Origin of the sequence: Erwinia amylovora, from assembly GCF_017161565.1 — a bacterium.
Classification (GTDB): domain Bacteria; phylum Pseudomonadota; class Gammaproteobacteria; order Enterobacterales; family Enterobacteriaceae; genus Erwinia; species Erwinia amylovora.
The window spans coordinates 2,392,320-2,404,365 of the sequence record NZ_CP066796.1 but is presented as its reverse complement, the minus strand read 5'-3'; the positions used below and the strand labels follow the sequence as shown (position 1 = coordinate 2,404,365).

Below are 12,046 nucleotides of genomic sequence, written 5' to 3'. Positions count from 1 at the left end.
GAAACTGGCTCAGTCATCTGAGCAAAAAGGGGAAAGTGAATCATCCTCGCGCCTGTAACCTCCGGTGATGGCAGGCATGGGCAAACGTGGCTTTCACGGTGAAGCAACGCGGCTAAGCTCTCCTGATGCGCATCCGGGCACACCACACATCCGCTTATAAATCTCAGCCAGAAACTCAATGGGCATAAATCCCCGGCAAATGCTGTGCATGGCCGTTCTCAGACGGTGGCTCTCATCATGCTGCTTAGTATTAACGTTGTGAAACTTTCATCACGCCCGTGCAGGAATACAGACAAACCCGTTTTCCCGTCTGGATTTAGCCCCGGAAGCAGGTAGGGTTAATTATTCTTAGAATAAGCCACCAAGGTGATGTCTTTTTCCCGTATAAAGTATATTTTTTTGTCTGATTTTGATCGGGTGTTAACACGAAATATCTGACTCAGTCATTGTATGATCCTGTCGCAGGATAAAGGTAAGCGTAAAAAAAACGCCAGGCATTAAGCCTGGCGTGAATACTAAGTCGTACAGTTCATTTCGGGAAACGAAGGTAATTATGAAATAAAAATGATGATAGCGGGGAAATAATAACTTCTAGTATCATGAAATTTTTATCATTCAGTGCCTATAATGTAGTTTTAAAACTAACTACATGAAAAGTAATGATTTCATTATTTTTTCACTTTTTTGTGTCATTGATCCCGTCTGCCCTCTCACTCAGAAGTTTCTTGTATTTACACATATCGCAATGACTTCATGTCTGTATGAAACACTTTTGGAAAATTAGTATCATTTTCCCGGTGGATTATTAGCCTTTGCTGCTTAATATGACGCTCTGTGCTTAATTTGACGTTGAGCACGCAGTGGCATTATAAAGCTAATAATAAAGAGGTAGTAAAATGAAACTTCGCGTTCTTTCCCTGATGGTTCCTGCACTGCTGGCTGCTGGTTCAGCAGGTGCGGCTGAAATTTATAATAAAGAAGGAAACAAGCTTGACCTGTTTGGCAAAGTTGATGGCCTGCACTATTTTTCCAACAATTCTGATTCAGATGGCGACAAGTCGTATATGCGTCTTGGTTTTAAAGGCGAAACACAGATTTCCGATCTCCTGACCGGCTACGGCCAGTGGGAGTATCAGGCGGCATTGAACACCACTGAAGCAGAGGGTACAGCTAACAGCTTCACCCGCGTTGGCTTCGCCGGCTTGAAGTTCGGCGATGCGGGATCCTTTGATTATGGCCGTAACTACGGCGTGCTCTACGACATCGGAGCCTGGACCGACGTACTGCCGGAGTTCGGCGGGGATACTTACGGTGCGGACAACTTCATGTTCCAGCGCGGCAGCGGCATGGCGACCTATCGTAACAACAATTTCTTTGGACTGGTTGATGGCCTGAACTTTGCCATTCAGTATCAGGGCAAGAACGATAGCAACGCCGAAGTTGCCGGTAACCGCAGTGCTGTTGCGCAAAATGGTGACGGCTATGGTTTGTCCGCCACTTACGAGCTGGCTCCCGGTTTCAGCGCCGGTGCTGCGATGTTTTCAGCCGATCGTACCGATACCCAGAACCGGGGGGCGCTATCAGGTAAGGGTGATAAAGCAGAAGCTTACTCCGGTGGTCTGAAGTATGACGCCAAAGACTTGTACCTGGCGGCCTTGTATACCAAATCTTTCAACGCGACGCGTTTCGGCAGCAGCAATAACCTGGCCGCGTATGGTTTTGCGGATAAAGCGCAAAACTGGGAGCTGGTGGCACAATACCAGTTTGACTTTGGCCTGCGTCCTTCTCTCTCCTATGTGACATCGCGCGGTGACGATATTCAGAACTGGGGAAGCCAGAACCTGAAGCAGTACATTGAAGTAGGTGCGGCTTACTACTTCAACAAAAACATGTCTACCTATGTTGATTACCAAATCAACCTGCTGGATAAAAATGACTTCACTAAAGCGGCCGGCATCAATACCGACAATGTGATGGCTGTGGGTCTCGTGTATCAGTTTTGATCTGAACCGGTCTTCCGGCGATGGCTGAACGTTAAAAAAACGCCCAATGCATGCAATGCAACGGGCGTTTTTGTCTGCTATGAAAACCTTTATGTAGCCTGTGCCGGAGGGCGTCATCTCATCGCCCCGACTCTTGCGCGCAACGGGCAAGCATCGCCGATGCCGTGGTACGCAATCATGAATTGCACCTTGCCGAAATTGGATTGAATCAGGCCAGAATATCGCCCGCAAGTTTTTTCACCCGTTTTTCCTCTGCGGCTTGCAGATAGCTGCCTTCCAGACCGACGCCACCAAGAGTAAAGGATAAGAAACGGAGCAGCCGCTGCTGCTTCAGGTTGTCTTTCAGCTGATTTTTATTGTGCATATCATGCTCCTCGCCTTATTTAACGTCAGCAGGGGAGAAGCACTAAACGTGCCAGCTGCAAAAGTATGAGATGAGGGACAGTCAGGCTGTTGGTGGCATCCTGTCTGCATTAATCAGGTGCAGCCTGTGCCGAAGTGGTGCCTCAGGATGAAGACGGGCCGGTTGGCCCGCTGCTAACGTTGATAGGGGCCGTGCAGGCGTTTCATGCGGGTATGCTTGTAATGCTTATAGCCCGCAAAGATAATCACAGCAACTGCTATCACTAGCAGTAGGCAAAAAATCATTTTGGCTCTCCAGTAAAGATGGAATGAGGGCGCTGTTTGCGTTCAGCCTGAGGCTATTGTGATATGTAATTAAGGGGAGATAAAGGGGGTGGAATCCCCTTTTTTCGGCGAAGTTGCATGATTGATACCAGCTTTTAATCAAGGTTGCAGAAAATAAATGAACAATTCTTGGCGGTGTTTTACAAGCTTTCTCGTGGTTTACCTGCTGGCGTCCTGTAACGACTCTCAGTTATCAGCAGGACCTGAAAGAGTAGTGTTGCAAGGGCACACAATGGGAACAATCTGGCGGGTAAGCCTCGCCGAAGTGGATCCGTCCCGGCAAAAGGCGTTGCAAATTGCCATACAGCAGCGTCTCGACGACGACGATCGCCAGTTATCCACCTGGAAAAGTGACTCGGTGCTGTCACGCTTTAATCAATATCGCGGCAGTGAACCACAGCCGGTCAGCGCGGAGATGGCCGATATTGTCACTCAGGCGTTGCGTATAGGCCAGCAGACTGGCGGCGCAATGGATATTACCATTGGGCCGCTGGTGAATCTGTGGGGGTTTGGCCCGACCAGGCAGCCGCTGAAAACCCCGACGCAGCCGCAGATTGATACCGCCAGGGCGCTAACCGGCCCGTCCCATTTACAGGTGGTAAATCGTGCTGATCAATCGTATCTGCAAAAAGACCTGCCGGAGCTGTACGTTGACCTCTCCACCGTTGGCGAAGGGTTTGCCACTGACCATCTGGCACGGCTGATGGAACAGGAGGGCATCACTAACTATCTTGTCTCTGTCGGAGGCGCGGTACTGACACGGGGTAAAAACGCGCAGGGTAAGGCCTGGCAGGTGGCGATCCAGAAACCGACCGATCGTGAAAACGCGGTGCAGGCCATCGTTGATTTGCAGGGGCATGGTATCAGCACCTCCGGCAGCTACCGTAACTACTATGAACTGGACGGCAAGCGTATTTCCCACGTTATTGACCCGGCAACCGGGCGGCCGATCCAGCATAAGCTGGTCTCTGCCACGGTGATTGCCACCACTGCGCTGGAAGCGGACGGGTGGGATACCGCACTGATGGTATCAGGGCCTGAGCGGGCTAAAGCGCTGGCGCTGCGTCATAAACTGGCGGTCTACCTGATTTTCAAGCAGGGTGATGAATTTACCCGCTGGATGTCGCCTCAGTTTGCGGCTTTCATTTCGTCTCCATCCCGCAGCGATAGTTAAGGAGCCAGGATGCTCGATCTGTTCGCAGAAGACGAACCCTGGCAAGAACCGCTGGCCGAGGGCGCGCTGATCCTGCGCCGCCGCGCCCGTGATATCGCGCCACGGCTGATGGCGGAGATTAAAGATATTGCTGCCCGCAATGCGTTTCGTCACTGCATTACGCCGGGGGGGCATCGTATGTCGGTTGCGATGACCAACTGCGGCGACCTCGGCTGGTCCAGCGACTCACGCGGGTATCATTACCGCACGCTGGATGAGGCCAGCGGGCAGCGCTGGCCGGCGATGCCGCCGCCGTTCCGCCAGCTGGCTCAGGAATGCGCGCGCGAGGCGGGGTTTGGGGGATTTGATCCGGACGCCTGCCTGATAAACCGCTATGAGTCGGGCGCGAAGATGACCCTGCATCAGGATAAAGACGAGCGCGATCTGCGTCAGCCGATTGTCTCGGTATCGCTCGGGCTGCCGGCGGTCTTTTTATTCGGCGGGTTTACACGGAGTGACGCCAGCCGGCGCGTGCTGTTGGAACACGGCGATGTGGTGGTGTGGGGCGGGCCGTCGCGTTTGCGCTATCACGGCATTTTGCCGCTCAAAGCCGGAATTCATCCCCTGACCGGGGCATTTCGTTTTAATTTGACTTTCCGTTGCGCGGGCCAGAACTCGGCTGCATTCATCACGGGTAAGAATTGATTTTGATCTCATCGGCGTTCTGATTACACTGCGGGCTGCTTTTTACCTGGCGGGATGTCCTGATGGAGCTGCTTCACATCGTTTATAAACAGTATCGCTGGCCGTTTATTCTGGTCATCGTGCTAAGCCTGTTCAGCGCCGCGCTGGGCATTGGCCTGATCGCCTTTATCAATCGCGAACTGATCGTTAGCCTGAATTCTTCACCAGGGGTGTTGCCGCAGTTTCTTGGCTTATTGCTGCTGCTGCTGGCGGTCACGCTTGGCTCTCAGCTGGCGCTCACCCTGCTTGGGCACCATTTTGTCTATCGTCTGCGGGGTGAGTTTATCAAACGCATCCTTGATACCCGGGTCGAGCGCATTGAGGAGGTTGGCAGCGCCAGTCTGCTGGCGGCACTGACCAGTGATGTGCGCAATATCACTTTAGCCTTTGTGCGTCTGCCTGAGCTTATTCAGGGAATTATCCTGACCGTTGCTTCAGCGGCTTATCTCGGCTGGCTGTCAGCCAAAATGCTGCTGGTCACCGCAATATGGGTGACGATCACTATTATCGGTGGCTGGCTGCTGGTGGCGCGCGTCTACCGGCATATGGCAACGCTGCGCGATACTGAAGATCGCCTTTACACTGACTTCCAGACCATCATTGAAGGGTGCAAAGAGCTGGCGCTGAATCGCCAGCGCGCGCAGCAAATCTTCGATAACGTGTACGGCGAAGATGCGAAAACCTACCGTCATCATATCGTGCGCGCCGACACCTTTCATCTTAGCGCGGTAAACTGGTCAAATATCATGATGCTGGGGGCCATCGGGCTGGCCTTCTGGCTGGCAAACGGTCTTGGCTGGGCAGATACCGCTGTCGCGGCCACTTACGGTATTACTCTGCTGTTTTTGCGCACCCCAATGCTGTCGGCGGTCGGCGCGCTGCCAACATTGTTGAGCGCACAGGTGGCGTTAAACAAACTCAGTACTTTTAAGCTGGCCGCATATCAGGCTGATTTCCCACCGCCGTCGGCGGCGAAAAGCTGGCAAACGCTGGAGCTGCGCAATCTGTCGTTTCACTACGGAAACCACGGTTTTAACGTCGGGCCGGTTAACCTGACGCTGAAACGCGGTGAGCTGGTGTTTCTGATTGGCGGCAACGGCAGCGGCAAGTCAACGCTGGCGATGCTGCTCACCGGGCTTTATCAGCCGGTTTCTGGCGAAAATCCTGCTCGATGGCCGGGTGGTGCATCCTTCTGCAATGGAGAGCTACCGACGGCTGTTCTCGGCGGTATTCACCAACGTGCATCTTTTTGACCGCCTGATGGACGATCGCGGACAGCCGGCCGATCCGGCGCTGGTGCAGAACTGGCTGGTGCGCCTGCAAATGCAGGACAAAATTGAGCTGGAGGGCAACCGCGTACTGAACCTTAAGCTGTCTAAAGGTCAGACTAAACGGCTGGCGCTGCTGTTGGCCACCGCCGAACAGCGCGATATTTTGCTGCTGGATGAGTGGGCTGCGGATCAGGACCCGCATTTCCGGCGTATCTTCTACCGTGAGCTGCTGCCGTGGCTGCGAGAAATGGGCAAAACGGTATTTGCCATTAGCCATGATGACCACTATTTCCTCCATGCCGACCGGCTGCTGGAGATGCGCGCAGGGGTTCTGACCGAACTGACCGGCATTGAGCGTGAGCAGGCGACGCTGGATGCGGTGCAGCGTACCGATACATCGAAGAGATGATATGGCGTAGGGGCTTGTACTCCCTGATAATAAAAGGACTTTGGCGCAAAATGACGGGTTCGGAGTTGCTGCGGCTGGCTCAGTACCCGGTGGGCGCAGCGTTGTTCAGCCTTTTACCCCGGACCTTTAAGACCCGACTGCCAGCCGCCTTGCAGGCGAAACCTGTCTGGTGCGTTACCGCCATCAGCATGCTACAGGAAAGCGACAGCTGCCTGCTTTCAGCGTGGCTGCGGTTCGACAACCCAAGTCATTACCCGATCGGGTTGCAGCACGGCATGACCCGTGAACACCCTGCCAGCCACCATTTCAGCGGAAAACGTCTGCGTTAAACGCAGACTAACCTGCTGCATATCGGGGTAGCACTCCATCACTTCGGCCGCGCTGAAATCCATAAACTGCTTAAGGCGCGGATAAAGCGCTTTATACAGACTCTCCTTTAACGAAAAAACCACCGTCAGCGCGTGGTTAAACGGCAGTGAGCATTGCTCAAGTCGCTCTCTTTCTCGCTGATTAATCAGCATACTTTGCATCTCGCTGGCGGTATCCAGCGTCATCATTTGTTCACAGTCAATCCCCAGCAGCAGATTGTCATCGCGCGTGAGCAAAGCGCAAACCTGCTGGTGGGTGTGCGACAGCGAGCCGGCTATTCCCGCTGGCCAGATCGGTGCGCGATTTTCATCATTACCCAGCACAAAACGCGCAATGCCCAGGCTGGCCAATGCCTGCTGCAGGCCGTAGCGGCTGACCAGATACTCCGCCCGGCGCTTGTTTACCGAGCGCTCCAGATGAGCGGGGCAGGGAATATCTAGCGTGCTGAACAGCGACGGCGTGAAATGGCCGGCGTCGAAACGCACATCGAGCCGATCAACGCAAGGGTGGCCGTCGAGCGGTTGCAGGGAGGCGTGAGTGATAAACGGCGGTAGCAGGGGAATGTTCAGGACGGACAAAGCGACTCACCTGTAATGCAAAGATAAATTATTTAAGCAGGTTAGCGTGAGGAGATCAAAATAAACTAATTAGTATGAATGAGGCGCTAATACGGATAGCGACATCATATGGCGTTGTCCCTCTCCAGTCACTGCCTGTACAATTCTATCACTTTGTTGATTGCTGCTTCTGCGCCTGTGCTTCCCATATGCCCTCCAATCACTGACCCCACGGCTGCACATGCAACACCTGCCACTCCGGCTGTGACGATCCCTGCGCCAGCACAGACAACTATCATTGCTGCACCGCCATACAGTCCGCCTGGCAGTACTCATGTTGAAGAGTTTCTCGCCAGCCACACGACCAGCGTAACCACCGGCGACAGATCCGACTGCCGCACATGCTACGCCGCCAACGCCGACTGCAGCACAAACCCCTACCTTAGCGCTACTGCCCCAGGCACCACCAGCCATGCCTCCACCCGTACTTGTCAGAAGGCATGGTCCGGATAAAGTTCCGGATGGCGGAAGGGGTTATGGATGGCTGACTGGCGATGCTGTACGTTGAGCTGGAGATGGACAGTTAACTTAATGAAGGAAGGAATAGCCCACCTTGTGGGCTTTTAACGTTAGGTAACAACCATTTTTATCAGGACCATTACAACAAAAATCATGTACAAAATCATTGCTGCAATTGACATACAATAATAAGTATCGATCCACTTAGTGAGGTTCACGTCAACACGTCTCAGAAAGTTGGAAATATCAAGGTGTTCTTTGGGTTGGAAGATTATTTTTTTCCCTTTTTTAATTCTTGAAAAAAAGTATGCCATTCCAAAAGAACCAAAAAATCCCATTGAGCCGTAAAATTGGTACAGGGGAGGGAGTTGAAATTCGTTACTGTGATACATGGATAACAAAGTGCTATATTTTTTGTTGTTGATAGAAAAAATAAAGAACTGTATAACAAGAATGAAGAAAGGAACGATAGCAAATACAAGCCCGGTGTAATAAATCATACTTTTCATGCTAGTTTAACCATCTGTCAATAATATAATCGTTTGCAGAACTGGCAACAGTTCCACCGACCAGTGAACCCACAGCGGCGCAAGCAACACCTCCGGCACCAGCGGTTACTATGCCTACCGCAACGCAAATGCCCATACCAGCAGATGCACCCAGGGCGCCTCCAGCGATCCCTGTAACTGTACCGGTTGCGAATTCAGTATATTCTTTAATAGCTATCTTCCCGCATTCACCTTCACGCCCTTTGGTGCAGGTATCCGCCACGTCATTAGTCGTTCCGGCAAAAGCGAACCCGATGCCAATATATCCCCCGTACTTGAGGAAGCGCGCGGCTTTTGCGGCGTTGCCGACATAGGTGGAATAACCCGGTATGCCAGTGACGCCGGCCGTTGACCATTCATGCACAATAGAACGACTGGAGAGATTTAGCGCTCTGCGCATATCTTCGTAGGGCCTGAATTTAACGGAGTGGCGGGCAAGGGATTTGACCAGTGGCTTGTTGACCAGCTCTTTTAACTGATGCAGTAGCTGATTGCGCTCAGCATAAAACTGTTGACCGATGAGCGTACCCTGCGTGCGGTACTGGTTCTGATAGCTGGCTTCGATTTTCTTCAGGGTCTGCTCAATGGCAGAAAAATACTTTTCTCCCACGTCTCCCGCAGTGCCAAATATTTTATCACCGGCGCTGGTCAGTCCGGCAATCATGCCGTAGTGCTTTTGAAGAAAGCCGGCATCCTCTGCGCTGACGCCGATAAGGGCGTTATTGGTATTTTGTTTTGCCTGCCTGAGTTTGTGCAGCATCTGCGTAGTGACAGGTGCGGTCGTATCCGGATCGGCCACTATCAGTATCTGACCGGGCTTTAGCCACTGTGTATCAGCATTGAGTTTCATAAACAGGCTGGCCGCAGGGGAGCGGGTATCCCTGAACAGCTCCCGCGCCTGGAAATCCAGGTTTCCCGGACGTTCGACAATACAGTAACCAGGCGCAATCTGACGTGCCATGCATCCGTTCTCCGTTGAGTTTGAGCATGGCGTCAGCTGGCCATAATACTCAGTTATTCAAGGCAATCGCGCTGCAATAGTAAATAATTCTGCTGCGTTACGCAAAAAGTATTGTAACGTGTTAAGGGTGGTGACAACGACAACAGCTTACCATCGTAAAAATTGACAGCCCTGGCCTCTGCCGGGGCTTTTTTTATTCTGAAAGCGATAAATGAGTTGCTGTTAAATTGAACACGAGTTATCTGTATGATATCAGACACGGAACGTATAAAAGACATGTTAAAACAGCAGGATATAACATGTTCCGCGAATATTCTTTATTGCTGTCTCAATAACACACACTGGAAGTCGGTTGAATATCTGGCGAACCTTATGCGTATAAGCGTGGGGCGCTGCCAGCTGATGCTGACCCAGCTTGTTATGGCAGGGATGGCGATTGAGGGTGCTGACGGGGAAATGAACAAACGCTGCCTGTAACGGGCAATTCTTAGCTGTGAAATGGGCGGCTGGTGGGTGTTAGTCGCATCCACCAGCCATTCACCCGTTGTCAGAGTCACAGGCGAACAAGGGCCCACCGCTTTAGCGCTAAAGCAAAGTGAGCCTGGTAAACAGGCCCAGACTATCCATAAAGAATTCTGGTTACCTGTCCGTTAAGTGCGGTTAAAACGTTCAATAAACGCATTCTGGGTCGGTTTGCCCGGTTTAATAAATTCCAGTACTACTTCCCGGGTTTCTGCCCATTCAGCCAGCATCAGAGAAATAAACTCATGGCCATTGTCCATCCGCAGCTTCAGCGGATAGCCCCGGCTGTATGCAATACGATCCAGTACCCGGATTACGCGTTGTGCGGGCAGTTTAAAGTCAATTTCAATCGCCAGTGCCTCACGATTAAAATCGTCTACGACGTTGAAAGTACGAAACCGCCGTCCACACGTCAGTGCATCGTGCATAAATTCTATCGACCAGCTCTGGTTCAACGATGCCGGCACCGCCAGCGGTTCCGCATTGCGGCAGGTAAGCGTTTTTTCTTTCACGCCTGAAATTCAGTTTCAGCAGGCAGTATATCCGGTGCACACGCTTGTGATTCCACGGGTGTCCATTCCGGCGCAGTAGCCGGAACAGCTTGCTGAAACCGTAGCGTGGATAACGCTCAGCCGCCTGCTGAAGCGCACTGATAATGGGTCATCACGTTCTGAGTCCGGGCGATAATGATAAACCGTTCGGCTCAGCGACAGCACCCGGCGGGCCTGCCGGACACTCAGCGAAAATGTCTGAACAATATATGTGGCCAGCTCCTGCTTCACTGCGGGTTTCAGAGTTTTGTTCGGTCACATTCTTCAGCGCCCGGCACTCAAGGCTCAGATTGGCAAACATCTGCTTCAGACGATGATTCTCATTTTCCAGGTCTTTGGTCTTATTTACCGTTGAGCACTACAATTATCTGATGATTGGACAGTCAAACGGAAAAATAGTCACCCCCAGTGGCAGGGAATTACCCATACTGCAAGACCCTGTTGTCGATTACTTAAGCGAGGCAAACGTGCGCAAAAGGCACTAATGGACGAGATTTCACAGAAAGTAGCTGTTCTTCAGAATGCTGTAAAACTGATATGGCGACAGAAGAAGAGAAGGATCGGCTTTTGGAATGGAAAAAATATAGGGTGCGTTTAACTCGTGTCGACACATCAAAAGCACCTGGTATTGAATGGCCTAAAATACCCGCTTATTTGGCTTAATCTCAAGGAGTTTAAATGTCAATTCTGTAAAAATAATCATGCCTGCCACCTGAGCTAAAAAAAGGTAATCCTCGTTTATTTGAAGACCCTCAAATAATTGCCTTACCAATAACCACGAAGGTATATGGCAGCAAAACAGTGAGAAACTTCTGTCTCCAATAAATGTCGTCACTTTATTGATGGCGGATGGCAGGAATGTGTAGAATGAATTCTCACTCACTGCAAGCATAAGCATCACGCATGAAATAAGTGAACCTGACGTTGAAACAAAGTGAGTCAGGGGTTTTAAGGAATTATATGTAGCACCAAGGCACAGTATCAGAAGAGATGAAATAAACGCCTTGTTCACTTTGCTGCATTTAGTTAACTCCTTAATCCTGTTAAGACCTATAGAATCATGAAGCACGTAGTGAGCAATCACACCGAAGAGAACAGGATCAAACCTGAACCACCAGAACTGCTCTCCGCCTGGTCGGTAGAGTGTCATAATAAAGCAAATGACAACAGATAGAGCTACTGCAATTCTTTTTCCGGCTAAAATATATACTGCGGCAAAAATTAAAAATGTCTGCATCTCAAGAGACACCGCCCAAAAATAACCAAACGAGTTCTGGCTGACCGCCTCGCTGAAATCCCTCATCCACGCAACGGTTGATAGAAACTTTTGAATCATAACGTCTGGAGAATACCAGAGATCGGTGTTTCTGGTTAACAATGCCATTACCATAGGAATGGCCGCCCAAAAATATACGGGTAGAAACAATCTCTTAAATTTATTTATCGAGAATATGAGTATTTTTTCAAATCCATTTTTTCGATCGGGAACTTGATATTTAGAGAGTGAGTGAGATAAGAAATATCCCGCTATGACAAAAAATAACTCAACCCCCATGTTGGTGTGAAAAATGCTGTCGACCTTTTTGTAGAGCTGTTGAAAGTTCTCCGGGATGATCATGCCGACATGGACAAAAACCACAAAGATAATTGCGATACACCTTAGTACCTGGATGTCTCTATTCATCCTTCTTCCTTAGTTCCACAATAAATTAGATAACATGAATTATATCATTAATTTAAGGTGAATCCTGC

The 12,046-nt window shown here is 50.8% G+C and carries 8 protein-coding genes and 2 pseudogenes; 5 read left to right on the top strand and 5 right to left on the bottom strand.

What is annotated here, in order from left to right; genetic code table 11:
* Positions 1-896: 896 nt before the first annotated feature.
* Positions 897-2,003 (top strand): porin OmpC, encoded by a 1,107-nt coding sequence (ompC, locus tag JGC47_RS11105; RefSeq protein ID WP_004158535.1) that lies wholly within the window; start codon positions 897-899, stop codon positions 2,001-2,003.
* A gap of 208 nt (positions 2,004-2,211) precedes the next feature.
* On the opposite strand, the gene JGC47_RS11100 is transcribed toward ompC, so the two are convergent.
* A complete protein-coding gene (locus tag JGC47_RS11100) occupies positions 2,212-2,367 on the bottom strand; it encodes a hypothetical protein (protein WP_004158532.1) in 156 nt (51 codons plus the stop codon).
* A 441-nt stretch (positions 2,368-2,808) separates the two neighbouring features.
* Between JGC47_RS11100 and apbE the strand changes: the two genes are divergently transcribed.
* The 3 genes and pseudogenes from apbE to JGC47_RS11085 all read left to right on the top strand — a co-directional run bounded on the left by apbE (position 2,809) and on the right by JGC47_RS11085 (position 6,267).
* On the top strand, positions 2,809-3,864 hold the full coding sequence (gene apbE / locus JGC47_RS11095; RefSeq protein WP_004164544.1) for an FAD:protein FMN transferase ApbE: 1,056 nt from the start codon (positions 2,809-2,811) through the stop codon (positions 3,862-3,864).
* A 9-nt stretch (positions 3,865-3,873) separates the two neighbouring features.
* Entirely contained in the window at positions 3,874-4,548 is a 675-nt protein-coding gene (gene alkB / locus JGC47_RS11090) for a DNA oxidative demethylase AlkB (protein WP_004158527.1), read from the top strand.
* A gap of 62 nt (positions 4,549-4,610) precedes the next feature.
* Positions 4,611-6,267 (top strand): annotated as a pseudogene (locus tag JGC47_RS11085) (multidrug ABC transporter permease/ATP-binding protein).
* 218 nt (positions 6,268-6,485) lie between these two features.
* Here JGC47_RS11085 and JGC47_RS11080 read toward each other — a convergent pair.
* From JGC47_RS11080 to JGC47_RS11065, 3 genes and pseudogenes are all read right to left on the bottom strand, one after another.
* A complete protein-coding gene (locus JGC47_RS11080) occupies positions 6,486-7,214 on the bottom strand; it encodes a 4'-phosphopantetheinyl transferase family protein (protein WP_004158518.1) in 729 nt (242 codons plus the stop codon).
* Positions 7,215-8,222: 1,008 nt separating this feature from the next.
* Complete coding sequence (locus JGC47_RS11075) at positions 8,223-9,221, bottom strand: hypothetical protein (protein WP_004158517.1); 999 nt, start codon at positions 9,219-9,221, stop codon at positions 8,223-8,225.
* Positions 9,222-9,874: 653 nt separating this feature from the next.
* A pseudogene (locus tag JGC47_RS11065) lies at positions 9,875-10,649 on the bottom strand (IS3 family transposase); the annotation flags it as partial.
* Positions 10,650-10,831: 182 nt separating this feature from the next.
* On the opposite strand from JGC47_RS11065, the gene JGC47_RS18010 reads away from it, so the two are divergent.
* Positions 10,832-10,957, top strand: coding sequence for a tail fiber assembly protein (locus tag JGC47_RS18010; protein WP_080515488.1), 126 nt, complete (start codon positions 10,832-10,834; stop codon positions 10,955-10,957).
* Here JGC47_RS18010 and JGC47_RS11055 read toward each other — a convergent pair.
* Complete coding sequence (locus JGC47_RS11055; protein ID WP_004158507.1) at positions 10,932-11,978, bottom strand: acyltransferase family protein; 1,047 nt, start codon at positions 11,976-11,978, stop codon at positions 10,932-10,934. The two genes, JGC47_RS18010 and JGC47_RS11055, sit on opposite strands and share 26 nt — an antisense overlap.
* Positions 11,979-12,046: the final 68 nt, after the last annotated feature.

What these genes read in the sequence shown, in the direction of transcription:
- ompC (WP_004158535.1), top strand. Translation starts at nt 897, where the DNA reads ATGAAACTTCGCGTTCTTTCCCTGATGGTTCCTGCACTGCTGGCTGCT.
- JGC47_RS11100 (WP_004158532.1), bottom strand. Translation starts at nt 2,367, where the DNA reads ATGCACAATAAAAATCAGCTGAAAGACAACCTGAAGCAGCAGCGGCTG.
- apbE (WP_004164544.1), top strand. Translation starts at nt 2,809, where the DNA reads ATGAACAATTCTTGGCGGTGTTTTACAAGCTTTCTCGTGGTTTACCTG.
- alkB (WP_004158527.1), top strand. Translation starts at nt 3,874, where the DNA reads ATGCTCGATCTGTTCGCAGAAGACGAACCCTGGCAAGAACCGCTGGCC.
- JGC47_RS11075 (WP_004158517.1), bottom strand. Translation starts at nt 9,221, where the DNA reads ATGGCACGTCAGATTGCGCCTGGTTACTGTATTGTCGAACGTCCGGGA.
- JGC47_RS18010 (WP_080515488.1), top strand. Translation starts at nt 10,832, where the DNA reads ATGGCGACAGAAGAAGAGAAGGATCGGCTTTTGGAATGGAAAAAATAT.
- JGC47_RS11055 (WP_004158507.1), bottom strand. Translation starts at nt 11,978, where the DNA reads ATGAATAGAGACATCCAGGTACTAAGGTGTATCGCAATTATCTTTGTG.